The sequence below is a fragment of the Cupriavidus sp. 09_S30 genome, assembly GCF_056930435.1.
In genome coordinates this window covers 2,512,438-2,536,328 of sequence record NZ_JBXOWI010000002.1, presented here as the reverse complement: position 1 = coordinate 2,536,328, position 23,891 = coordinate 2,512,438, and the positions used below count along the sequence as shown (strand labels likewise).

20 protein-coding genes are annotated in these 23,891 nt (G+C 68.9%); 8 read left to right on the top strand and 12 right to left on the bottom strand.

From position 1 onward, the window contains the following. Positions 1-147 precede the first annotated feature (147 nt). The 3 genes from AC1Z3O_RS31510 to AC1Z3O_RS31500 all read left to right on the top strand — a co-directional run bounded on the left by AC1Z3O_RS31510 (position 148) and on the right by AC1Z3O_RS31500 (position 2,704). Complete coding sequence (locus AC1Z3O_RS31510; RefSeq protein ID WP_483520717.1) at positions 148-609, top strand: tripartite tricarboxylate transporter TctB family protein; 462 nt, start codon at positions 148-150, stop codon at positions 607-609. Between the two features lie 12 nt (positions 610-621). Continuing rightward, entirely contained in the window at positions 622-2,124 is a 1,503-nt protein-coding gene (locus AC1Z3O_RS31505; protein WP_483520715.1) for a tripartite tricarboxylate transporter permease, read from the top strand. Between the two features lie 253 nt (positions 2,125-2,377). Further along, the gene (locus AC1Z3O_RS31500; protein ID WP_483520713.1) at positions 2,378-2,704 is read left to right on the top strand and encodes a transcriptional regulator; all 327 of its coding nucleotides are present in this window, start codon (positions 2,378-2,380) and stop codon (positions 2,702-2,704) included. 37 nt (positions 2,705-2,741) lie between these two features. On the opposite strand, the gene AC1Z3O_RS31495 is transcribed toward AC1Z3O_RS31500, so the two are convergent. Genes AC1Z3O_RS31495 through AC1Z3O_RS31465 form a run of 7 tightly spaced genes read right to left on the bottom strand, consistent with a single transcriptional unit; the run spans position 2,742 to position 11,316 of the window. After that, positions 2,742-3,755, bottom strand: a complete 1,014-nt coding sequence (locus tag AC1Z3O_RS31495; protein ID WP_483520711.1) for a diguanylate cyclase — start codon at positions 3,753-3,755, stop codon at positions 2,742-2,744. 52 nt (positions 3,756-3,807) lie between these two features. Next, entirely contained in the window at positions 3,808-4,842 is a 1,035-nt protein-coding gene (gene cheB, locus AC1Z3O_RS31490; RefSeq protein ID WP_483520709.1) for a chemotaxis-specific protein-glutamate methyltransferase CheB, read from the bottom strand. Continuing rightward, positions 4,839-7,178 carry a hybrid sensor histidine kinase/response regulator gene (locus tag AC1Z3O_RS31485; RefSeq protein WP_483520707.1) on the bottom strand — a complete coding sequence of 780 codons (2,340 nt, stop codon included), beginning with the start codon at positions 7,176-7,178 and terminating at the stop codon, positions 4,839-4,841. Before AC1Z3O_RS31485 ends, cheB begins: the two co-directional genes overlap by 4 nt. Further along, complete coding sequence (locus AC1Z3O_RS31480; protein WP_483520705.1) at positions 7,175-7,891, bottom strand: chemotaxis protein CheW; 717 nt, start codon at positions 7,889-7,891, stop codon at positions 7,175-7,177. The genes AC1Z3O_RS31485 and AC1Z3O_RS31480 overlap by 4 nt, the downstream gene beginning before the upstream one ends. Positions 7,892-7,901: 10 nt before the next feature. Next, positions 7,902-9,212: a CheR family methyltransferase gene (locus AC1Z3O_RS31475; protein WP_483520703.1), complete on the bottom strand. Its 1,311-nt coding sequence runs from the start codon at positions 9,210-9,212 to the stop codon at positions 7,902-7,904. Beyond that, positions 9,209-9,676 (bottom strand): chemotaxis protein CheW, encoded by a 468-nt coding sequence (locus AC1Z3O_RS31470; protein WP_483520701.1) that lies wholly within the window; start codon positions 9,674-9,676, stop codon positions 9,209-9,211. Before AC1Z3O_RS31470 ends, AC1Z3O_RS31475 begins: the two co-directional genes overlap by 4 nt. Before the next feature lie 20 nt (positions 9,677-9,696). Further along, positions 9,697-11,316: a methyl-accepting chemotaxis protein gene (locus AC1Z3O_RS31465; RefSeq protein WP_483520699.1), complete on the bottom strand. Its 1,620-nt coding sequence runs from the start codon at positions 11,314-11,316 to the stop codon at positions 9,697-9,699. A 265-nt stretch (positions 11,317-11,581) separates the two neighbouring features. On the opposite strand from AC1Z3O_RS31465, the gene AC1Z3O_RS31460 reads away from it, so the two are divergent. Both AC1Z3O_RS31460 and AC1Z3O_RS31455 read left to right on the top strand, forming a co-directional pair. Continuing rightward, complete coding sequence (locus tag AC1Z3O_RS31460) at positions 11,582-12,907, top strand: putative bifunctional diguanylate cyclase/phosphodiesterase (protein ID WP_483520697.1); 1,326 nt, start codon at positions 11,582-11,584, stop codon at positions 12,905-12,907. A gap of 161 nt (positions 12,908-13,068) precedes the next feature. Continuing rightward, positions 13,069-15,549, top strand: coding sequence for a DUF6600 domain-containing protein (locus tag AC1Z3O_RS31455; protein WP_483520695.1), 2,481 nt, complete (start codon positions 13,069-13,071; stop codon positions 15,547-15,549). Between the two features lie 258 nt (positions 15,550-15,807). Here AC1Z3O_RS31455 and AC1Z3O_RS31450 read toward each other — a convergent pair whose 3' ends face one another. The 5 genes from AC1Z3O_RS31450 to AC1Z3O_RS31430 all read right to left on the bottom strand — a co-directional run bounded on the left by AC1Z3O_RS31450 (position 15,808) and on the right by AC1Z3O_RS31430 (position 20,616). Beyond that, a complete protein-coding gene (locus tag AC1Z3O_RS31450) occupies positions 15,808-16,980 on the bottom strand; it encodes an ABC transporter substrate-binding protein (RefSeq protein ID WP_483520693.1) in 1,173 nt (390 codons plus the stop codon). Between the two features lie 279 nt (positions 16,981-17,259). After that, positions 17,260-17,967 carry an ABC transporter ATP-binding protein gene (locus AC1Z3O_RS31445; RefSeq protein ID WP_483520691.1) on the bottom strand — a complete coding sequence of 236 codons (708 nt, stop codon included), beginning with the start codon at positions 17,965-17,967 and terminating at the stop codon, positions 17,260-17,262. Next, positions 17,954-18,718, bottom strand: a complete 765-nt coding sequence (locus AC1Z3O_RS31440; protein ID WP_483520689.1) for an ABC transporter ATP-binding protein — start codon at positions 18,716-18,718, stop codon at positions 17,954-17,956. Before AC1Z3O_RS31440 ends, AC1Z3O_RS31445 begins: the two co-directional genes overlap by 14 nt. After that, on the bottom strand, positions 18,711-19,739 hold the full coding sequence (locus AC1Z3O_RS31435) for a branched-chain amino acid ABC transporter permease (RefSeq protein ID WP_483520687.1): 1,029 nt from the start codon (positions 19,737-19,739) through the stop codon (positions 18,711-18,713). Before AC1Z3O_RS31435 ends, AC1Z3O_RS31440 begins: the two co-directional genes overlap by 8 nt. A gap of 13 nt (positions 19,740-19,752) precedes the next feature. Continuing rightward, positions 19,753-20,616, bottom strand: coding sequence for a branched-chain amino acid ABC transporter permease (locus tag AC1Z3O_RS31430; protein ID WP_483520685.1), 864 nt, complete (start codon positions 20,614-20,616; stop codon positions 19,753-19,755). 410 nt (positions 20,617-21,026) lie between these two features. Between AC1Z3O_RS31430 and AC1Z3O_RS31425 the strand changes: the two genes are divergently transcribed. The 3 genes from AC1Z3O_RS31425 (at position 21,027) to AC1Z3O_RS31415 (ending at position 23,865) form a co-directional block, all read left to right on the top strand. Next, a complete protein-coding gene (locus AC1Z3O_RS31425) occupies positions 21,027-21,920 on the top strand; it encodes an IclR family transcriptional regulator (protein ID WP_483520683.1) in 894 nt (297 codons plus the stop codon). A 38-nt stretch (positions 21,921-21,958) separates the two neighbouring features. After that, positions 21,959-22,771 (top strand): SDR family oxidoreductase, encoded by an 813-nt coding sequence (locus AC1Z3O_RS31420; RefSeq protein WP_483520681.1) that lies wholly within the window; start codon positions 21,959-21,961, stop codon positions 22,769-22,771. Positions 22,772-22,890: 119 nt separating this feature from the next. Continuing rightward, positions 22,891-23,865: a tripartite tricarboxylate transporter substrate binding protein gene (locus tag AC1Z3O_RS31415; RefSeq protein WP_483520679.1), complete on the top strand. Its 975-nt coding sequence runs from the start codon at positions 22,891-22,893 to the stop codon at positions 23,863-23,865. The last annotated feature ends 26 nt before the right edge of the window (positions 23,866-23,891 follow it).

The window sequence follows — 23,891 nt, the reverse complement described above, 5'->3', positions numbered from 1 at the left end:
AAGACAACTGAAAGGAGGATGAAAGCACACCTATCTAAGGTTGCACCCATTCTCGGGCGGATGGGGTCTAGTACCGGCGCTGGGGGGGAGTTGTCGTGCGGCAGAACGCGCGGCAAATGCATTTCGTGTACTTCGAGGAGAATCGTTTTGCGCATACGCAGCCAAAAGGACTTTGCCTCCGGCCTGATGTTCATTCTGGTCGGTCTGGGCTTTTCCTGGGTCGCCCGCGGCTATTCCATGGGAACGGCCGCCAAGATGGGACCTGGATACTTTCCATTCCTGCTCGGACTGGTGCTTGCCCTGCTGGGCGCGCTGGTGCTGATCGGCTCGCTGTCGAGCAGGGGCGAGGCGGACCACCTGGCCCGCTGGGACCTGAAGACCCTGCTGTGGATCCTGGGTTCGGTGGTGCTGTTCGGCCTGCTGCTCAAGCCGCTCGGCATCGTGCTGTCGGTCTTCGTGCTGGTGGTGGTGTCGTCGATGGCCAGCCATGAGTTCAGCTGGAAGGGCGCGATCCTGAACGCCATCGTGCTGGTGCTGATCAGCCTGGGCGCCTTCGTGTACGGCATCAATCTGCAGATGCCGGTGTGGCCGGCCTTCATCACCGGTTAAGGAGTCGCTTCCATGGAATTGTTCGAACACCTTGCCCTGGGCTTCTCCACGGCATTGACACTGCAGAACCTTGCATACGCCTTCCTGGGCTGCGTGCTGGGTACCCTGATCGGCGTGCTGCCGGGCCTGGGGCCGCTGGCCACCATCGCCATGCTGCTGCCGGTGACCTACACGCTGCCGCCGGTGGCCGCGCTGATCATGCTGGCCGGCATCTACTACGGTGCGCAGTACGGCGGCTCGACCACCGCCATCCTGGTGAACCTGCCCGGTGAATCGTCCTCGGTGGTGACCACCATCGACGGCTACCAGATGGCACGGCGCGGCCGCGCCGGCGTGGCGCTGGCCACCGCTGGCCTGGGCTCGTTCTTCGCCGGCTGCGTGGCCACGCTGATCCTGGCCGCCTTCGCGACGCCGCTGTCGGAACTGGCCTTCAAGTTCGGCCCCGCCGAGTACTTCTCGCTGATGTGCCTGGGCCTGATCGGCGCCGTGGTGCTGGCTTCGGGCTCGCTGCCCAAGGCGGTGGCGATGATCGTGCTGGGCCTGCTGCTGGGCCTGATCGGCACCGACGTGAACTCGGGCGCCGCGCGCTTCTCCTTCGACATCCCCGAACTGACCGACGGCATCGACTTCGTCGCGCTGGCCATGGGTATGTTCGGCTTCGCGGAAATCATCGCGAACCTGGAGCAGAAGGAAGCCCGCGAGACCTTCACCGACCACGTGACCAACCTGTGGCCGACCAAGGAAGACTTCAAGCGCATGGCTCCCGCCGTGCTGCGCGGCACCTTCCTGGGCTCGGCGCTGGGTATCCTGCCGGGCGGCGGCGCAGCGCTGGCTTCGTTCGCGGCCTACTCGCTGGAGAAGAAGACCTCGAAGTACGCGCATGAGTTCGGCAAGGGCGCGATCGAAGGCGTGGCAGGTCCGGAATCGGCCAACAACGCCGCGGCGCAGACCTCCTTCATCCCGCTGCTGACGCTGGGCATTCCGCCCAACGCGGTGATGGCGCTGATGGTGGGTGCGATGACCATCCACAACATCCAGCCGGGTCCGCAGGTCATGACCAGCAACCCCGCGCTGTTCTGGGGCCTGATCGCCTCGATGTGGATCGGCAACCTGATGCTGATCATCCTGAACCTGCCGATGATCGGTGTCTGGGTGAAGCTGCTGACCGTGCCGTATCGCTTCCTGTACCCTGCCATCCTCGTGTTCTGCGGCATCGGCGTGTACTCGGTCAACAACCAGACCTTCGACGTCTTCATGGCGGCTGGCTTCGGCGTGATCGGCTACCTGTTCCTGAAGCTCAAGTGCGAACCGGCGCCGCTGCTGCTGGGCTTCGTGCTGGGACCGATGATGGAAGAGAACTTCCGCCGCTCGCTGCTGCTGTCGCGTGGTGAGTTCAGCGTGTTCGTCACCCGTCCGCTGTCGCTTGGACTGCTGATTGCAGCCGCTGCGCTGGTCGCGGTGGTGGCGCTGCCCTCGATCAAGGCCAAGCGCGAGGAAGCGTTCCAGGAAGAGTGACGCCCCGCTTGCAGGCGCCGGCCCCGCGGCCGGCGCGCGCGAAATCTGTACTTGGGGTGCCCTGGGCACCCCGTTTTTTTTCGTCACTGCCGTTCCGCACCGCCGCAGCGCGGGCCGCCGGACGCCGTGATCGGCCGATGCGTGGGCAATGCCTAGCGCGCAAGATGGAGAAGCCGCCGACTGCCGGAGCAGTCATGGCCTGCACCAGATGTCATCCGTTCCCGCCCCCTGTCGGGGCGCGGGTACAGCGCACATGAAGATACTCCCAATCGATCGACTCGTTTCGCGTCTCTACATCCTGAAGTTCGTCAAGGCCAGGCCTTCCACCGTGCTGAACCTGGTGGACCGGCTGCGCGAACACGGCATCGAGAAGAACATCCGCTCGCTGCGCCCTATCCTGCGCAGCCTGATGATCGCCCGCGCCATCACGGCCGAGCTGGTCGAAGGCAGTGGCCGGGTCTATTGCATCACCGAGAACGGCCGTGCCGAGCTCGATGCGTATCTGGCCCACCTGGACATCCTGCAGACCGACAGGGCCGGCGAAGCCAGCGCGGAGGACAAGGCGGACGGCGGCGGATAATGCGCCCCGGCAGCGGGGCGCATTCCTCAGGCATTCCTCAGACCATGAGCACCTGGTTGCGGCCGTTTCGCTTGGCCTGGTAGAGGCCGGTGTCCGCCATTTCCACCAGGCGGCTGAATTCCTGGTCGCCCTCGGGCACGATCACGGCGCCGCCGATGCTCACGGTGACCCAGGGCGCAGTCTGCGAGCCTTCGTGCGGCAGCTGCATGCCCTCGATGGCGCGGCGTACCTTCTCGCCCAGCAGCCGGGCGCCGCCCGGCGAGGTGGAGGGCAGCACCATGGCGAACTCCTCGCCGCCGAAGCGGGCCGGCAGGTCGGCAGGGCGCGCGCAGTTCTCGCGGATCACGCGCGCCACGCGGCGCAGCACCTCGTCTCCGGCCACGTGCCCATAGGTGTCGTTGTACGCCTTGAAGGCGTCCACGTCGATCATCAGCAAGGCGAGCTGCGTGCGCTCGCGCTGGGCACGCCGCCATTCGGCGCCCAGGTATTCGTCGAAGTAGCGCCGGTTGGACAGGCCGGTCAGGCCATCCGAGTTGGTCAGGCGCTGCAGCTCCAGGTTGGTTTCCAGCAATTGCTGCTGGCTCTGGCGCAGCGCGCGATAGGCCTCGTCGCGCTGCAGCAGGTTCAGGTAGGAGCGCGAGTGGTAGCGGATGCGCGCGATCAGCTCGATGCTGTCGGGCAGCTTGACCAGGTAGTCATTGGCGCCGGCGGAGAACGCGGCGCTCTTCATCTGCGCCTCTTCCTTGGTCGACAGCACGATGATGGGAATGTCGCGCGTGACCGCGTTTTCCCGGTAGCGCTGCACCAGCGTCAGCCCGTCCATGCCGGGCATCACCAGATCCTGCAGGATCACGCTTGGACGCGTGCGCTCGGCCACGGCGATCGCTTCGTCGGGCTGCGAGCAATAGTGGAAGTCGATATCCCGCGCGCTGGAGAGCGCGCGGCGCACTGCCTCGCCCACCATCGCCTGGTCATCGACCAGCAGCACCATCGCCTGGTATTCATTCGGATTGGCGGAGTGCGCCGCCTCGATCTCACGCTTTGTTGCCATCTCGCTTACTCCTTCTCGCCAGGCGCCGCCGGCCATGCCGGTCGGCGCCTGGCTACCCCGCTTGCTTACCAAATATCCCGCTCATCGCGCACGCACTGACCAGGCGTGCTGCGATTTTGTCCAGTGGCAGGATCTCGCGTGCCGCGCCCACTGCCGCGGCGGCCTTGGGCATGCCATACACGGCGCTGGTAGCCTGATCCTGCGCGATGGTCAGGAAGCCACGCTCGCGCATGGCCTTCAGCCCGTTCGCGCCGTCGCGGCCCATGCCGGTGAGCAGCACGCCCACAGCGTCGCCGGGCCAATGCACCGCGACGCTGTCGAAGAACACATCGATCGACGGCCGGTAGAGGCAGTCTCCCGGTTGTTCGGTATAGACCATCTGGGCGGCGCTGACCAGCCGCAGATGATCGTTGGTGCCCGCCAGCAGCACCGTGCCCGGCACCGGCGCCTCGCCGGCGCGCGCCAGCCGGACCGGCAGCGCGCACTGTTCGTCGAGCCATGTCGCCATGCCGGCGGCGAAGGACTCGTCCACGTGCTGCACGACCACGATGGGGGCCGCAAAGCCGGCCGGAAGCGCGCCCAGCAGCGTCGCTAGCGCCAGCGGGCCGCCCGCCGAGGCGCCGATCGCAACCAGCCGCTGTGCCGACGGGCGGCTGGGGGCATCGGGCACGGCGGGCGCCTGGCCGGCTTGTCCCCGCACCAGGCTGGCCACCGTGCGGATCTTGCGCAGCAGCGGCGCGGCGGCGCGCTGCGGGTCGGGTTCGGACAGCGAGGGCGTGTTCACGGCGTCGATGGCGCCGTGGCCCATGGCGTCGAAGACGTGGCGCGTATTGCGCTCCATGTCGGTGGTGACCACCACGATGGCGCAGGGCGTCGCCGCCATGATGCGCTGCGTGGCCTCGACGCCGTCCATGACCGGCATCAGCAGGTCCATCAGGATCAGGTCGGGCAGGTCGCGCGCGGCCAGGTCCACGGCCTCGGCGCCGTCGCCGGCCACCCAGACGAGCATGAGCGACGAGTCCTGGGCGAGGGCGCGGCGCAGCGCCGCCACCGCGACCGGAGAATCATTGACGATGCCGATCTTCATGTGCGTGCCTCGCCGATCAGGTCCTGCACCGCGTCCAGCAGTGCAGCGTCGTGGAAACTGCCCTTGGCCAGATAGTAGTCCGCGCCGGCCTCCAGGCCGCGCCGGCGGTCCTGTTCGCGGTCCTTGTACGACACGACCATGACCGGCACCGGCCGCAGCCCCGGGTCCTGCTTCATCCGGGTGACTAGTTCGATGCCGTCCATGCGCGGCATGTCGATGTCGGTGATGACCAGGTCGAAGGCCTCGGCGCGCAGCATGTTCCAGCCGTCCATGCCGTCCACCGCCACCGCGACGTCATAGCCTCGCCCGGCCAGCAGCTTGCGCTCCAGTTCGCGCACCGTGAGCGAGTCGTCCACCACCAGCACGCGCTTGCGGCGCTGCGTGCCGGCCTCCGTGCTCGCCTGCTCGCCGCGCTCCACGCCGCCCTCGGCCACCAGTTTCTCCACCGAGCGCAGCATGTCGTCCACGTCGAAGATCAGCACCGGGGTGCCGTCGTCGGTCAGGCTGCCGGCGGCGATGTCCTTGATCTTGCCCAGTGCGTCCGCCAGCGGCTGCACCACCAGGGTACGCTCGCCCAGCAGGCGGTCGACCGCGATGCCGAAAACGCGCTCGTGCTCGCCGATCACCACGGTGGGTACCTCGTCGCGCCGCGCGGCGAGCGCCGGGCGCTGCAATACCTGCGCCGCCTCCAACAGGCCGACCTGGCGGCCCGCGAAGTGGAAGTGCTGGCGTCCTTCCAGCTGCTCGATGTCGTCGCGGCGGATGGCCGCGGCGCGCAGCACGCGGCCAAGAGGAAAGGCGTAGGCTTCGCCAGCGACCTCCACCAGCAGCGCACGGACCACCGACAGCGTCAACGGCAGTTCCATATGGACCTGCATGCCCTGGCCGCTGCGCTGGGCGAGGCGCAGGCTGCCATGCACCTGGCGGATCATTTCGTGCACGGCATCCAGCCCGACGCCGCGGCCGGAGACTTCCGAGACCGTCTCGCGCATGGTGAAGCCCGGCAGCAGAAGGAACTCGAGCAGTTCGGCCTGCGACAGCTTCTCGGCGGTCTGCTCGCTGGCCAGGCCGCGCCGCACGATGGCGCGGCGCAGGCGCTCCAGGTCGATGCCGGCCCCGTCGTCGGCGATCTCGATCACCAGCCGGCCGGCGTTGTGCCGCGCGTGCAGCTTGATGCAGCCTTCGGCCGGCTTGCCCAGCGCCAGGCGCTGCGCAGGGGGTTCGATGCCGTGGTCGACGGCGTTGCGCAGCAGGTGCGCGAGTGGGGCATCGAGCTGCTCCAGGATGTCGCGGTCGATCTGCGTCTGGGCGCCGCTCAGTTCAAGCCGTACCTGCTTGCCGAGCGCGCGGCCCAGGTCGCGCACCATGCGCGCGTAGCCGGCCACCGCGTCGGAGAGCGGGCGCATGCGGCAGGCCAGCGCCGTATCGTAGAGGCGCCGCGCCAGCCGTCCCGAGCGATGTTCGTACTGTTCGAAGGTGGCGAGATGCTCGGCGAGCTGGCGGTGCATGCCGGCCAGCAATTCCTGCGCCTCGGCCAGGGCGCCCAGGCCGCGCTGGTCGGCCGTGTCGGAGGACAGGGCAACCTGGGCCGCGTCGAGCGCGCGCGCCGCGCGCATCTGCAGTCGCCTGACCTGCAGCATTGCGGTGCCGAACTGCCTGAGGCCGTTGGATTCGACCATGCCTTCGGCCGCCATCGCCAGCAGCTGGTTCAGGGTCTCGGCATTGACGCGCAGCATGCGCTCGCGGCCATCCTGCGGCAGCGCGCGGGCCAGTGGTGCCGCATCGGGTGCGGGCGGTACCGCGTCGGCAGGCTCCTGCGGCCCGGCATCGTCGGGAGGGGAAGCTGCGACGGTGGTCGGCGCCCCGGCGGCGGGCGCTGAGGGGAGCAGCGCCGACGCGCTCTCCGGCATTTGCAGGCCGGGTCCCTCGCCCTGCGCCTGCGTGCCACCAAGCAGGCCCTGCAGGCGCACGAGCAGGGCCTCGATGCGCGCGCCTTCCTGGCCGTCCGAGCCATCGGGCTGGCCGATGCGCAGCAGCAGATCGGTGCCTTGCAGCAGTGCGTCGATATGCGGGGCCATCAGCCGCAGGCTGCCACCTTGTGCCGCGACCAGGCAGTCTTCCATCGCATGCGCCAGGCGCACGGCGTCGTCGAGGCCGATGATGCGCGCGGCGCCCTTGAGCGAATGGGCCGCGCGCATGCAGGCCTCCAGGTGCCGTGCCGCATCCGGATCGCGCTCCAGCGCCAGCAGGCCGGCGCTGAGCACGGCCGTCTGCGTTTCCGCTTCCAGCGCAAACAGTTCCAGCAGCGAGGCGTCCCGCAGTTGTTCCGAATTCATGCCAGGCTCTCCAGCAGGGCCTGCCGCAGGCGTTCGGGATCGAGCAGGCCGACGCTGCGGCCCCGGCAGTGCAGCAGCCCTTGCAGATAGGGCAGCGCGGTGCGTGACAAGGTGGTGGGCAGCGCTTGCAGACTATCCTGCGCGACGCGATCCACGCCGGCCACCTCGTCGACGGGCAGCGCGATCGCCGAGCGCCCCTGGCCGAAGATCAGCACGCGCGCGCCCTGCAGGGGGGTGTCGTCGCGCACGGCCTGCTCGCCCAGCAGCGCCGCCAGGCTGATGCAGACCAGCAGCTGGCCGCGCACGCCGGCCAGCCCCAGCACGGCGGCGTGGCGCTGATGCGGCAGGGAGTGGACCGGGCAGGGCGTGGTGATCTCGCCCAGGGCCGTTGCCGGGAGTGCCAGCCATTCCCTGCCGACGCGGAACACCAGGCAGGCCAGCGTCGCGACTTGCGCATCATCGGCGGCGCGTCCGAGTCTGTGCGTGGCCGCGTCGGCCGTCTCGGTCATGTCGGCCACATCGGTCACGGCTTGTGCGCCGGCGGCCAGGGTGTCGAGCAGCGCCACCGCGGCCTGCCCGTAGACCGGGCAGTTGCGGCAATGCACATGGGTGGCCAGCTGCGGGCAACTGCCGTCGCCCCGTACGCCGACGTGGCGCCAGCATGGATCGACCGCCTGTGCGGGGGCCAGGGACGGCAGAGCGGGCTCAAGCATGGAGGTAGGCTCAAGCATGGCGGCGGCCCTGTGCATGGCGCTGTGCCCGCTGGCGCAGGCGGGCGGCGCCGTCCGCATCGCCCTCGGCATCGAGCAGCGCCGCCAGGTGGTGCAGCGCTTCCTCGTGTGTGGGATCGAGATACAGCGCCTTGCGGTACGACTCGCGTGCGAGCGCCGGGAGCATGCTGGCATCCTGCAGGATGCCGAGCAGGCAGTAGGCCGCCGCGCTATCGCCTTGCGTCTTCAGCCAGGCCAGGCAGGCCTGCATGGCGGTGTCCAGCGCGCCGCCGTCCGCCAGCGCGGCGATTTGGGCCAGCGAAGTGTCCGGAGCGGCGGCGCCGGCTTTCGCGCTGGCCGTGCCGGCCGCGTGCTCGGTCCCGGCGTGCAAGAGCGCGCCGGGACGCGTGGCCGGTCGCGGGGCGCTTGCCCGGATGGCAGGCGCGCCGGTCAAGACAGGCTGGGCCGGACGCAGCGGTGCGGCCGGCGGCAGCTTGCCCGGCGACGCGCCCCCCGCGCCTTGTGCCTCGAAGCCCGGCATGCGGAAGGCGAAGGCGAGCGGCACGTGTGCGGACTGGAAGCCCCGCTGGGTCATCAGGCTGGCCTCGGCCGGCCCCACGAAGACCAGTCCGTCGGGGCGCGTGAAACGTGCCAGCGCCGCCGCCGCCTGGCGTTGCGTGGGCGGATCGAAGTAGATCAGCAGGTTGCGGCAGAACACGAAGTCATAGGGTGGCTCGCCCTCCAGCAGCCGGGGATCCAGCAGATTGCCATGGCGCAGCCGCACGCAGGCACGCACGCCCTCATCCAGTGCATAGCCTGCGGCCACGCGGCGAAAATAGCGGTTGCGGAAATCCAGCGGGCCGCTGCGGAAGGCGTTGTCGCCGTAGCGTCCCACGCGGGCGTGCTCGAGCGCGAGCGCGCTGATGTCGACGGCATCCACGTGAAAGCGGCCGGCGGGCACGCCGGCATCGAGCAGCGCCATCACGATCGAGTAAGGCTCCTCGCCGGTAGAGCAGGGCAGGCTCAACACGCGCAGCGGCCGCTCAGCGGCGCTGCGCAGCCGTTCCAGGGCAAAGCGGCCGAAGGCGAGCAGGGCCTCCCGGTGCCGGAAGAACCAGGTCTCGGGCACGACGACGGCCTCGACCAGCGCCTGGAACTCTTCCGGTTCGCCGTGCAGCTTCAGCCAGTAGGCCTGGTGATCGGGCACGCTGGCGGCGTCCAGCCGCTGGTGCACGGCGCGCGCGATGGCGCCCGGCCCGAGCGCGCCGGCATCCAGGCCGGTGCGCTGCTTGAGCAGTGCCGCGATATGGGCGGAGGTGGTCATGGCGCGGCGGGTTCGGTGAACAGCATGGCATGGACGGCATCGGGCAGCAGGGCGTCGACCTTGACCCACTGCACCAGGCCGGCCGCATCCGCGCGGACCGGCCCGAGGTAGCGGGCCTCGCCGGGGTCGATGCCGCCGTCGACGAACTCGGCCGGGTCGCATCGCAGCGTCTCGGTGGCGCGCTCCACCCGCAGGCCCAGGCAGCGCGGCGCGCCTTCGCCGGCGCGGCGGTAGCGCACCAGCACCGTACGCGTGCTGGTGCGCGCCGCGGCCGGCGTGCCGCAGGCAAGCGCGCTCAAGTCGATCACCGGTACCGGGCGGCCATGGCGCGTCAGCAGTCCGCTGACCCACGGGGGCGCGCCGGGGATCTGCTTGAGCGCGGTCAGCGGCAGGACCTCGTCCACTTCGCCGCCATCGATGGCATAGCGGTCGGAGCCGATGCAGAACAGGAGGAAAAGCTTCATGGCTGCGTGCGCCTGCGCGCTCAGACCTTGAAGCGCGAAACGCCGGCGCGCAGCTCGTTGGAGACCAGCGTCAGTTCATCGATGGCCTGGCCTGACTGGCGCAGCGATTCCACGGTCTGCTGCGCGGCCTCGGACAACTGCATCAGGGCCTGGTTGATCTGCTCGGCGCCGTTGGCCTGTGCCTGCATGCCTTCGTTGACCATCTGCACGCGCGGCGCCAGCGATTGCACCTGGCTGATGATCTGCGAGAGCTGGTCGCCAACCTGGGTCACCTCCGACATGCCGCGGCGCACCTCCTCCGAGAACTTGTCCATGCCCATCACGCCCGCGGCCACGGCCGACTGGATCTCGCGCACCATCTGCTCGATATCGTAGGTGGCCACCGCGGTCTGGTCGGCCAGGCGGCGGATCTCGGTGGCCACGACGGAGAAGCCGCGGCCGTACTCGCCGGCCTTCTCGGCTTCGATGGCGGCGTTCAGCGAGAGCAGGTTGGTCTGGTCGGCCACCTTGGCGATGGTCGTGACCATCTGGTTGATATTGCCGGCCTTCTCGTTGAGCGTGGCCAGCTTGGCGTTGACCGAGCCGGCCGCATCCATCACGTGCTGCATGGTGGCCTCCATGCGCGACAGCCCGGCCTGGCCGGTGCCGGCCAGGCCGGCAGTCTGCTCGGCGGCCCCGGACACCTCGGACATCGTGCGCACCAGGTCGCGCGAGGTGGCGGAAATCTCGCGCGAGGTGGCGCCGATCTCGGTGGTGGTGGCCGCGGTCTCCGTGGCCGTGGCCTGTTGCTGGCGTGCGGTGGCGGCAATCTCATTGACCGAGGTGGTGACCTGGATGGCCGAGCGCTGCGCCTGGCTGACCAGCCCGGTCAGCTCGCCGGACATCTGGTTGAAGCCCTCTTCCACCGCGAGGAACTCGTCGCGGCGCTTGAGCGCCATGCGCAGGCGCAGGTCGCCGCCGCGGATGTCGGACAGCAGCGAGACGATGGACTGCATCGGCACCGTGATGGTGCGCAGCAGCAGGTAGCCGCAGATGACGGCGGCCAGCACCGCGATCACCAGCGCAACCTCGATGGCGGTCTTTGCCGCTTCGACCGCGCCCACGATGGAACCCGACGAGCGGTTCGCCACCGCATTGTTGTCGTCCACCAGGTCCTGCACGATCTTGCGTGCCTCCGCCCAGCGTTCGTGCGCCTGTCCGCGCAGCGCCGCCTCGGCTGCCGCGCTGCCCTTCCAGGCCTCGGGCGAGGTGTAGAGGCGCGCCGCTTCCTCGTAGCGGGTGCGCATCGCGACGAAGGCGCTGAAGCGCGCGCGGTCCTCGTCACGGAACAAGGTGGACTCGTATTGCTGCTGCAGGCGGTCCAGGCGCTGAACAGCGTCATGCGTCTGTTCCTGGAACTGCTGGCGCTGGGCGTCGCCGGTGGCGCCGACGGTCTCCCAGCCGAGGACGTAGAGTTCGCCCCACACGCCACGGATGCCCGTGCTGTAGTTCAGCCCGGGCAGCGCGTCCTGCTGCGTGCGTACGGCTTCCTGCTCGATGGCGGACAGCCGGTTGTAGGCGACGACGCTCATCAGCATCATGACCAGCAGGATGAAGGAGAAGCTGGCCCGGATGCGGGTGCGGATGGTCCAGTGATTCACGGTTCGGGTTCCGGTGGCGTCCGCTGGCGGCAGGACGGAAAAGGCCCGCTGGCGGCCGCGCCGCGAGCGGGTGTGGGGTCGGATTGCATGTGCGGCGTAGGGTACTGTAACGCCCGCGTCATTTCAATGTCAGGGCGCCGCCGGATGCCGGGCGGTATTGCGCCGCAGCAATTTCTGAGCCAACGCTTGATTTTTTCCAAGTTTTCGTCACACACTTGCGAAATAGCTTGCCCGAACGATGTCGACAATCACTCACAAGGCTGGAATGGTGGCCAGGTCGGAGGCCAAGGCAACTGGTGCCTCGCCGGACGCGGATCTCGATCCGCTGACCGGGGTATCGTCACGCCAGGCATTCTTGAAGCGGCTGGAGGCGCGCCTGAAGAAGGATGCGGTGCCTCGTTTCGCCTTGCTGCTGGTCGGCATCGACGACTTCCGCGCTTTCAATGACATGCACGGCTTCGCCGAAGGCGATGCCATCCTGCAGCGCGTGGCGCGCCGCCTGCGCGACGCCTCGCCGCGCGATGCAGAGTTGGGCCGGGTGGGCAGCGACGAGTTCGGCGTGCTGTTGCCCTCGATCTCCGATCCGACGCTGGTGCGCCACGTCAGCGCGGCGATCCTGTCCATGCTGTCCGACTTCCACGAGGTCAGCGGCCAGCGCCACCATGTGCTGGCCAGCGTGGGCGCCTGCGTGCTGCCGGCCGCGGGTCAGTCGGTCTCCGAGGTGCTGGCCGCCGCGAGCCTGGCGCTTGCCCGGGCCAAGCGGGACGGCGGCCGTACCATCCGCTTCTTCAAGCCCCAGATGCGCACCGACGTGGCCACGCGCCTGTCGCTGGTGCAGGCCCTGCGCGAAGCCTATGCGCAGCGCCAGTTCGAACTGCTCTACCAGCCGCAGGTGGACCTGCGCGACGGCCGCGTGGTCGGCGCCGAGGCGCTGATGCGCTGGCGGCATCCCACACTCGGCCTGCTGCAACCGGCCAGTTTCATCGATGCGCTGGCCGCCAGCAGCGTCGCCGTCGATGTTGGCATGTGGCTGCTCCACACGGCCTGCGCCCAGGCCCGCGTCTGGGCGCTCGGCTTTGGCAACGCGCCGCGCGTGGCCATCAACCTGTTCGCCGCCCAGCTGGCCGAGAGCCGCCTGCTGACCGAGGTGCGCCACGTGCTGCGCGAGCTGCAGCTGGCGCCCGAGCGGCTGGAGCTGGAGATCACGGAGACCATTGCACTGCAGCAAGGCGACGAGATCTCCGACCAGCTCCAGGCATTGCGGCGCGACGGCGTGACGTTGACCTGCGATGACTTCGGCACCGGCTATGCGTCGCTGAGCTTCCTGAAATCCTTCCCGGTCGACCGGATGAAGATCGACCAGAGCTTCATCCGCAACGTCACCCAGGATCCGGTCGACGGCGGCATCGTCCGTTCGCTGATCAATGTCGGCGCCAGCCTGAACATCGATGTGGTGGCCGAGGGGGTGGAAACGCCCGAACAGCGCGATTTCCTGCTGGCCAACGGTTGCCACGAGGCGCAGGGCTACCTCTATGGCCGGCCCATGCCGGCCGAGCGCCTGACCGAGTTACTGCGCAGCCAGGCCGGCTGACGCCGCCGCCCGCCTTGGCCCCGCGCCGGCGGGGTCGTCCTGCCTCCCGCGGGCGACAGATCTGCTTACAAAGTCGGGTACGCGCAAACGGTGCCGAAACGTTCTTCTGTATAGGCTGACTACAGGGCGACGGGCACGGCTGCCCGCCGGGGGCACGGCACATGGACTCCTTATTCCGTATCGATCGCGGCTTCGCGGCGGCACTGCGCGTGGCGCTGCTGGGGGCGGCGCTGATGCTGGCAGCCGTCGCATCGGCGCGGGCGCAGCAAGTGGACCCGCCGGCGCGCGTCGCTACCCTGACCGAGCAGTCGGGCGGCCTGAGCTTCGCGCCGGCCGGCTCGGATACCTGGGTGCAGGCAAGTCGCAATCGCCCCATCACCAGGGGAGACAGCCTCTGGGTGAACCCCGGCGGACGTGCCGAGCTGCACATCGGCTCGACCGCCGTCCGGCTGGCCGGCAGCACCGCCATCGGCGTGCTCAACCTGGATGACACCATCACACAGATCCGGCTGACCGAAGGCACGCTGCAACTGCGCGTCCGGGCGCTGCCGGCTGGGCAATCGATCGAGATCGACACGCCCAACCTTGCCCTGGTGCCGGCCGAGCCGGGCGACTACCGGCTGGACGTGGCGGCCGACGGCAGCACCACCATGGTCACGGTGCGCCGCGGGCGGGCGGACCTCTATGGCGATACGCGTTCGCTCGAACTGCCGGCAGGCGAGCGCCTGCGCCTGGGCGGTACCGACCTGGCCGAGGCCGGGCCCGTGCCGCTGGCGGCGGAGGACGCGTTCGATCGCTGGACGCTGGCGCGTGATGCCCACGAAGATGCCTCCCGCTCCGCACACTATGTGTCGCCGGAAATGACCGGCTACCAGGAGCTCGATGCCTATGGCGGCTGGGAGCAGGACCCGGGTTATGGTGCCGTCTGGTATCCCACCGTGGTGGCCGCGAGCTGGGTGCCGTATGGTAGCGGCAGCTGGGTCTGGATCGAGCCCTGGGGCTGGACGTGGGTCGACAGCGAACCGTGGGGCTTCGCACCGTTCCACTACGGCCGCTGGGCCTTCATCGGGCACCGCTGGGGCTGGGTGCCGGGCCCGGTGGTCGCGTATCCCTGCTATGCCCCCGCGCTGGTTGCCTTCGTCGGCGCCGGGGCGGTCGGTGGGCCCGGCGTCGCCTGGTATCCGCTGGGGCCGGCCGATCCCTATCGTCCCGTCTACCATGCCAGTCCGGCCTATCTGGCGCGCGTCAATGTATTCGAGTCTGGTGGCCGCCCCTTCGGCGGACCGCAGCGGCCAGGCGTCATGGCCAACCGTGTGGTGCCGGGCGCGATCAGTGCCATGGCCGCCAGTGCTTTCGTGCAGGGCCACGCCGTGCCGCGCGGCGCGCATCGCGGCGACTGGCGTCACCTGCCGCCCGGCGAAGGGCGTGGCGCGCCTCTGCTGGCGCCCGTGCAGGCGAGCCTGACCGGCGCGGCCGCGCCGCGCCACGCTCCCGCGCCGGCACGGGCCTTCGAGCGTCCGGTGGTAGCGGTGCGCTCGCCAGCGCATCCGCAGCCGGATGCGCTGGCGAACCGCTTCGCCCGCGAGGGCGTCGCCGTGCGGGGAGCGGGGCCGGCCCTGCGCGCCGCGCCGACGGCACCCGTGCCCGCAGGCGGCGCTGCGCCCGGCGTGCGCGTCAGCCATGCCAGTGAGCCCCAGCGCATGGGCGTATCGCGCGGGCAGCCACCCGTGGGCGCGCCGCTGCCGGGCCGGCAGCCCCCGGCCGTCCCGCCGGCGCGGCAAGCGCAGGAAATGCAGCGCAGGCCGACGGAGCCGCCTCGGCCCATTCCCGTCCAGCCGCCCGCGCCGGGCCAGATGCAGGGCCAGCAGATGCAGCGCCAGCAATTCGAGCAACAGCGCCAGGCGCAGGAAACGCAGCGCCAGCAGGCCGACCAGCAACGGCAGATGCAGGAGCGGCAGCACCAGCAGATGGACCAGCAGCACCAGGCGCAGGAGACGCAGCGGCAGCAGGCCGACCAGCAACGGCAGATGCAGGAACGGCAACGCCAGCAGATGGACCAGCAGCACCAGGCGCAGGAGACGCAGCGGCAGCAGGCCGATCAGCAGCGCCAGGCGCAGGAGCGGCAACGCCAGCAGATGGACCAGCAGCGCCAAGCGCAGGAGACGCAGCGGCAGCAGGCCGATCAGCAGCGCCAGGCGCAGGAGCGGCAACGCCAGCAGATGGACCAGCAGCGCCAGGCGCAGGAGATGCAGCGCCAGCAGGCCGATCAGCAGCGCCAGGCGCAGGAGCGGCAGCGCCAGCAGATGGACCAGCAGCGCCAGGCGCAGGAGATGCAGCGCCAGCATGCCGATCAGCAGCGGCAGATGCAGGAGCGGCAGCGCCAGCAGATGGACCAGCAGCGCCAGGCGCAGGAGATGCAGCGCCAACAGGCCGATCAGCAGCGGCAGATGCAGGAAGCCCAGCGCAGGCAGGCGGATATGCAGCGCCAGGCGCAGGAGCAGCAACACCAGCAGGCCGAGCAGCAGCGCCAGCAGCAGTTCCAGCAACAGCAGCAGCGCCAGCAGCAGGAAGCGCAGCGGCGCCAGCGCGAGGTTCAGCAACCGCAGCAGTCACAGCAGCTGCCGCAGCCACAGCATCCCTAGTCCGCTGAATCATTGAAATGGGAGGTGAAGGACATGCCATGCGGGAATCAGCGCTAGGCGCAAAGCGCAGCAATAGCACGGCTATTGCGAGCATTTGCAACGACGCGATGAGCCCGCATGGCGTGGCAGGCACCGACCGATTTCAGTGATTCAGTGGACTAGCCCCAGTGCGGGCGGACTGGGGCGTTCTTGAAGCGAAACGGCGCGCGGCAGGATGATCCCGCCGCGCGCCGTTCGGCTGCCTCGTGCGGAAGGGACTTACTTGCCCAGCTCGGACAGCCTGACCTGGGCGATCTTGCCGCCCTGCACCACGCCGACGATGGTGTCGGCGACCGTGCCGCCCTTGGCGTCGATGCCTTCCACCTCGTTGGGGTTGGCATCCTTGGCCATGGTTTTCACCGCATCCGGCAGCTTGGCGCGGATGGCGTTGGCGTCGCTGGTGGTACCCGCCAGCTTCATGGCGCCGGCCAGCGCGTACACCATGGTGTAGTTCAGCGACATCTCGGTGGTGGCGTCCTTGCCGTCATGCAGCTTCTTGTAGCGGCCATTGAACGCCTGCGCAGCCGGGCGCGCATCGTTGACCAGCGGCAGCACGCCGATCGAGCCTTCCAGCATGGCCAGGCCGTTGGTGACCTTGGCCATCTCGTCGAGCTTGGCCTGGTCCATCACGATGAAGCCGCCCTTGAAGCCCAGCTCGCGCGCCTGCTTGACCACCAGCGCGGTCGGCTCGGACGGGCCGCCGACGAACATCACGTCGGGTTTGTCGGCCAGCACGCGCGACACGCCGCTGTAGAAGTCCGTCGCCTTGGTATAGGACATCGGGTTGTTGGCCACCACCTTGCCGCCCGCGGCTTCCCACGCCGGCACGAAGGCCTGCACCCAGGCCTTGGCATAGTCGTGGTCGGCCGGCGCCAGCGCCACGTTCTTGCCGAAGCGCTTCATCTCCGCCTTGATGAAGGGCTCGATGTAGCCGGTATAGGCCGGCGGGATGCGGATGGTGAGCTTGTTGCCGGCGTCGGTGATGCGCGGCACGCTCGAATAGGCCATCACCAGGAACTTCTCCTGCTCGTTGAAGGCCTGCAGCGCGAAGATGCCGCCGGAATGCGGCACGAACACGGCTGGCGTCTTGTACTGCTGCACCAGCCGGCGCGCGTTGATGGCGGCGTCGGCAGGCGAGTACTTGTCGTCGAGCGACACCACCTCGAGCTTGACCTTCTTGCCGCTGACTTCCAGGCCCTTGGCGTTGATCTCGTCCACCGCCATCTGGATGCCGGACAGGACGTTCTTGCCATAGAGCGCGGCACCGCCGGACAGCGGGCCGGTATAGCCGAGCTTGACCACCTCCTGCGCCAGTGCGGCGCCCGAGGCGAGCAGGGCGGCCATCGCCGTGGCGGCCAGCGGGAAGAAGCGGCGGATCATCTTTTGCTGCATGAGGCTGTCTCCTGTTGTCGTTGCGTATTGCTTGGGTGTTGCTTGCTTGTTCATTGCCTTGCGGCGGTGCATTGCGTGCCGCTGTATTGCTCCCCTCTCCCGCCTGCGGGAGAGGGGCCGGGGGAGAGGGCCGGCGCTGGCAGACCGTGGCGAGTGGGATCACACCGTCGGCTTCGCTTGGCGTGGCCGCTTGCTATCCCACCCCTCTCCCCGGCCCTCTCCCCATGAGGGGAGAGAGAGAACACCTGTCGGTTCGTTCGTATGGCGCTGGCGCACCCCTTATCCACCGATATACGCCTTGCGGATGCCCTCGTCCTTGAGCAGCGTGTCGCGGTCGCCCTCCATCACGATGCGCCCGCCCTCGATCGCATAGGCGCGGTGGGCGATGCCCAGCGCCGCGTAGGCGTTCTGCTCGGCCAGCAGCACGGTGGTGCCGGCGCGGTTGATGCGCTGGATCACCTCGAACATCTGCTTGACCACCAGCGGCGCCAGCCCGAGCGAGGGTTCGTCGAGCAGCAGTGCGCGCGGGCGGCCCATCAGCGCGCGGCCCAGCGCCACCATCTGCTGCTGCCCGCCGGACAGCGACCCGGCGGCCTGGTCCTTCTTCTCGCGCAGGATCGGGAACATCTCGTAGACCTCTGCCAGCGTGCGCTGGATGCCGGCGCGGTCGTGCCGGTGGACGTAGGCGCCCAGCACGAGGTTCTTCTCCACGCTCATGGTGGGGAAGAGCTTGCGTCCCTCGGGGCAGTGCACCAGTCCCGCTTGCACGATCTGCGACGGCTTCATGCCGCCCAGCTCGCGCCCGTCGAAGCGCATGCTGCCGCCGCTGGCGCGATGGATGCCGCTCATGGCCAGGAAGATCGAGCTCTTGCCGGCACCGTTGGCGCCCAGCAGCACCACCAGTTCGCCGGCGCCGGCGTGCAGGCTGATATTGTCCAGCGCGCGGAAGCTGCCGTAGGAAAGCGAGACGCGCTCAAGCTGCAACATGGTCGGCTCCCAGGTAGGCTTCGATGACGAGCGGATCGCGCTGGATCTGCTCGGGCGTGCCTTCGGCGATCTTCTCGCCGTAGTTCAGCACCATGATCTTGTCGGCCATGCGCATGATCATGTCCATCTTGTGTTCGATCAGGCAGACGGTCTTGCCATGCCGCACCATCTTGCGGATCAGCTCGGCCAGGCCGACCGTCTCCTCGGGGTTGACGCCGCCGGCGGGCTCGTCGAGCAGCAGCAGGTCGGGCCCGGTGGCCAGCGCCAGCGCGAAGGCGACGCGCTTGCGCTGCTCCTGTGTGATGTCGGCCGCCACCTCATGCGCCAAGTGGGAGAGGCCGACGAAGTCCAGCGCCTCCTCGGCCTTGGCGCGGCACAGGTGCTCTTCCTCGCGCAGCCGCCGCGTGTTGAAGATCACGTCGGCCAGCCCGGCGCGCGTGCGCAGCCGGTGCCCGACGATCAGGTTGTCGAGCACGGTGGCGCGGTCGAACAGGTGGGTGGCCTGGAAGGTGCGCGCCACGCCCAGACGGGCGATCTGGTCGGCGCGCAGGCCGGCCACGTCGGTGCCCTTGAACAGGATCTGGCCCGAGCTCGGCGCATGCGTGCCGGCGATCAGGTTGAAGAAGGTGGTCTTGCCGGCGCCGTTGGGGCCGATGATGGCGTTGATGTGGCCGGTCTCGAACTTGACCGAGACATCGTGCACGGCGGTCAGGCCGCCGAACTTCTTCGTCAGGTTGCGGATCTCAAGCACGGTCTGCTCCGGCGGAAGGATTGACGGTTGCACGCGCGGCCTGCGCCTGCCCCTGAGGGCGCGCGGAACGCCGCGCCGCCGCCTCGCGGCGGGCCTGGCGCTTGAGCCAGGAGCCGACGATGCCGTCGGGGACGAAGATGATCAGCAGGATCAGCACCGGGCCGAACACCAGCATGCGGTAGTCCTGCAGGAACTGCAGCGTCTGCGTGACCCAGGGCACCAGCACCGAGCCCAGCAGCGGCCCCAGCAGCGTGCCGGTACCGCCCACCAGCATGGCCATCACCATGTCGAAGGTGAGGTCGGTGCGGGCGATGTCCGGACCCAGGAAACGCACCTGGCCCGCGTACAGCGCGCCGGCGAAGCCGGCGTAGCCGACCGACAGCACGAAGGACAGCACCTTGGTGCGCATCAGGTTGACGCCGAGCGCCTCGGCCAGCGCCTCGCTGTTGCGCACGGCCATGAAGCTGCGGCCCAGCAGCGAGCTGACGATGCGGTGCATCAGCCAGGTGCCGACCACCAGGAAGAACAGCACCAGGTAGTACTGCGCCAGCACGCTGTCGAAGGTGAGCGGCCCGATCGCCGCCGGCACCGGGATGCCGATCAGGCCTACCGTGCCGTGCGTCAGGCTTTCCCATTTCTCGATCAGCAGGTAGATGATGTAGCCGATGCACAGCGTGAAGATCGAGAAATAGTGGCCGCGCAGCCGCAGCGAGACCACGCCGACCACGTAGCCGATCGCCATGCAGACCACGCCGGACAGCGCGAACGCGGTCCAGAACGGCACCTGGTGGTCGACCGTCAGGATGCCCAGCGTATAGGCGCCGATGGCCATGAAGCCGCCGTGCGCCAGGTTGAGCTGGCCGGTGTAGCCGGTGATCAGGTTCAGCCCGAGCGTGGCGATGGCGTAGATGTAGGCCAGCGTCATCACGGTGTGGAAGTAGCTGTTGGCGGCGACCAGGGGAAAGGCCACTGCCAGCGCCAGCAGCAGCGCCCAGCCCGTCTTGCCTTGCAATGCGTTCATTTCCAGTGACTCCTTATGCGGTCTTGCCGGCGAACAGGCCTTGCGGGCGCACCGACAGGATGGCGACCAGCAGCACGAAGGCGATGATGTCCTTGTAGTCGGTCGACACGTAGAAGCCGCCGAAGCTCTCGGCCATGCCGATGATCAGTCCGCCGGCGATGGCGCCGGGGATGCTGCCCATGCCGCCCAGGATGATGATGACGAAGGCCTTGGTGATCACCAGGTTGCCCATGCTCGGGTAGACCAGGTTGATCGGCGCGTACAGCGTGGCGGCGATGGCCGCCAGCGCGCCTGAGATGGCGAACACCAGCAGCGTCACGCGCGTGGCGTCGATGCCCACCAGTGCCGCGCCCTCGCGGTTCTGCGCCATCGCCATGATGGTCGCGCCGGTGATGGTGCGCGTCAGGAACAGGTGCAGCAGCACCATCAAGGTGAAGGCGGCGGCGATGATCAGCAGGCGCTGCGCCGGGGCGGTCAGGCCGAACAGGTCGACGATCTGGCCGTAGGGCGTGGGCATGCGCTGGAAGTCAGCGCCCCACAGGGCCTGCGCGCCGGCTTCGAGGAACAGCATGATGCCGATGGCGGCGATCATGTCGTGCAGCTCGGGCGCGTTGCGCAGCGGATGGAACACCAGCCGCTCGGCCAGCATCGACAGCAGCGCCACGGCCAGCGCCGCGCCGACCATCGCCAGCCAGTAGTTCCAGCCCAGCGCGGTCATGGCGTAGTAGGACACATAGGCGCCGGCCATGTAGAAGGCGCCATGCGCGAAGTTGGGGACGTGCAGGATGCCGTAGACCAGGGTCAGGCCCAGCGCCACCAGGCTGTAGACGCCGCCAAGCGTCAGGCCATTGAGGAATTGCTGAAGAAACAGTGCCACAGACTTGCCTCTCTCGAATCGCAAAAGGAGGACACGCGCGGGCAGAGCCCGGCGCGCGACAAAGCGGGAAAGCGTGGAGGGCGGCAGGCGCGGGCCTGCCGCGGCGTGCGCGGCCGCTGGTCGTTAGTCGTGTGGCGGATCTGCTTTGGGAAAGGTGTGAAGCATGTTGTGTCTCCTGGATGTTGCCGCCGCGCAGCGCGCGGTTGGCGGCAGAGGTGCCGTGTCGGGAAATGTCATTTCCCGCACGATCGTTCGTTTTAATTGACTGTTGCATACGCCCTGAGGCACAGTCAAGGAATACGGGGATGCGTTTCGCACAGCGAAATAGCGTGGAAACCGTGTAGAAATCATGGAGATATCCAGGTCGGCGCTCTTTGCTGCCGGCCACCGAATTCCAAGCCATTCTCATCATGAAGCGCACCATTTCGATCCCTTTGCCGACAGAAGAGAGCAAGGCTGCGGACACGCTCGATGCGGCCGAAGCGGCAGACCTGCCGCGGTCGCCAGCCGGCGGCGACGAGGATCGAAACTTCGTCACGGCCTTGGCACGCGGGCTGGAACTGCTGCGCGCCTTCGGGCCGGACGACGGCTACCTGGGCAATGCCGAGCTGTCGCGGCGCACAGGCATCCCGCGCCCCACCGTCTCGCGCCTGAGCTACACGCTGGCGCGCCTGGGCTATCTCGTCTATGCCGCCGGGCAGGAGAAGTACCGCCTCGGGCAGGGCGCGCTGGTGCTCGGCCACCGTTACGTGGCGGGCTCGCGCCTGCGCGAGGTCGCCCGGCCCATGATGCAGTCGCTGGCGTTCGCCACCGACTGCACGGTGGCGCTGGCCATGCCGGACCGGCACGAGATGATCTACCTGGAGGCCTGCCAGCCGCGCGGTGCGCTGGTCAAGCGGCTGACGCCGGGCTCGCGCCTGCCGATCGCCACCTCGGCGATCGGCCGCGCCTACCTGGCGGGGCTGCCGCCGGCGCGCCGCCAGGCGGTGCTGGCCGAGCTGGAGCGTTACTACGGGCCGCGCTGGTCCGGCGTGCGCAGCCGTATCGAGCGTGCGCTGCGCGATTTCGCCCGGCGCGGCTTCTGCCTGGCGCATGCCGAGTGGGAACGCAGCGTCGCCGGTGCGGCGGCGCCGATCCTGCTGCAAGACGGCGCCGAAGTGCTGGCGCTCAACATCGGCGGCGCGGCCGAACGCCTGGCGCCCGAGATCCTGGAAGCCAACCTGGGGCCGCGCGTGCGCGCGCTGGCCGAAGCGATCCAGGCTCGTCTGTGGCAGGCGGGCGATGACCAGGAACGCCTGCCCTGAATCAATGATTTCCCTACCACACCAAGAGGAGACGTAAGATGGATATCCGCAACAAGACGGTGATCGTGACCGGTGGTGCCACCGGCATCGGGCGTGCGCTGGTGATGGCCTGCGCCAGCGCCGGCGCACGCGGCGTGGCCGTGGCCGACATCGACGGTGCCGGCGCCGAGCAGGTCGCCGCCGAGGCCGCCGCAGCGGCGCCCGGCTGCGAGATCTTCGCCCAGCGCACCGACGTGTCCGATGCCGCCGCCGTGCAGGCGCTGGCCGACGAAGCCACCCGCCGCTTCGGCCAGGTCGACGTGTTCTGCTCGAATGCCGGCATCATCCTGCGCAAGGCGCTCGACGCCAGCGCCGAGGAGTGGCAGCGCATCTGGGAAATCAACGTGATGGCCCACATCCACGCGGCGCGCGCGGTGCTGCCGCAGATGCTCGCGCGCGGCGACGGCTATTTCGTCAACACCGTCTCGGCGGCCGGCCTGCTGTCGCAGATCGGCTCGGCGCCCTATGCCGTGACCAAGCACGCCGCCATCGGCTTCGCCGAGTGGCTCTCCATCACCTACGGCGACCGCGGCATCAAGGTGAGCTGCATCTGCCCGCAGGGGGTGCAGACCAAGATGCTGTTCGGCGAGGAGGGCGAGCGCAAGGGCTTCCTGCAGCAAGGCTCGGTGACGCCCGAGCACGTCGCCGCGGTCACGCTGGAAGGCATGGCCGACGAACGCTTCCTGATCCTGCCGCATCCCGAGGTGCTCGAGTACTACCGCCGCAAGGGCCAGGACTACGACCGCTGGATCAAGGGCATGCGCCGCCTGCACGATAAAGTGATGCAGGAGTTCGGCAACATCCCTGTCTGAGCGGGGACGCGGTCCTCCCAGCGCCGGCCACGGCGCGGCCCATGCAGGCGGCGCCGTGGCCCATCCCAGACGCAGTTCGCAAGGCCCCCGACAGAAGCGGGCCTGCAAGGAGACACTCGATGGGCATCCAATCCTTCGGCGCGGCGATGGTCGCCGCCGCCGCGCTTGCCGCCGCGTCCGCGGGACCGGCACGCGCCGACAACTACCCCAGCAAGCCGCTGCGCATGGTGGTAGGTTTTCCCAGCGGCGGCGCGCCGGACATCCTCGCACGCGTGTTCGCCGAGAAGTTCTCGCTCGGCCAGCCGGTGGTGGTCGACAACAAGCCGGGCGCCGGCGGCAACATCGGCGCCGAGGCCGTGGCGCATGCGCCGGCCGACGGCTATACGCTGGCGCTCGGCACGGTCGGCACGCATTCGATCAACGGCTCGCTGTACAGCAAGATGCAGTACGACATGGTCAAGGATTTCACGCCGATCATGCTGGTGGCCTCCACCCCCAACGTGCTGGTGGTGAACCCCTCGGTCCCCGCGAAGACCGTGGCCGAGCTGATCGCCCTGGCCAAGGCCAGGCCCGGAGCGCTGACCTTCGGTACGCCCGGCGTGGGCACCTCGCCGCACGTGGCCGGCGAGATGTTCAATACGATGGCCGGCGTCAAGCTGACCCATGTGCCCTACAAGGGGCGGGCCATGGCGATTCCCGACCTGCTCGGCGGCCATATCAGCATGATGTTCGACAACCTGCCGTCGGCGTTGCCGCTGATCCGCGAAGGCAAGCTGCGCGCGCTGGGCGTCACCAGCCTCAAGCGCTCGCCCTCGGCGGCCGACATTCCCACACTCGCCGAGCAGGGCCTGCCAGGCTTCGATGCCGATTCCTGGTTCGCCATCTTCGCGCCGGCCCACCTGCCCAAGGAGCTGCAGGCCAGGCTGAACGCCGAGGCTAACCGCATCTTCAACCTGCCCGACGTGCAGGCCAAGCTGAAGACGCTGGGGCTCGATCCCATCCTCGGCTCCCCGGACAAGCTGGCCGCGTTCCAGCACAGCGAGATCGCCAAGTGGGCCAAGGTGATCAAGGAGTCGGGGGCGAAGGCGGAGTAGCGTCATGCCGGTTGGGACGTGCTGGA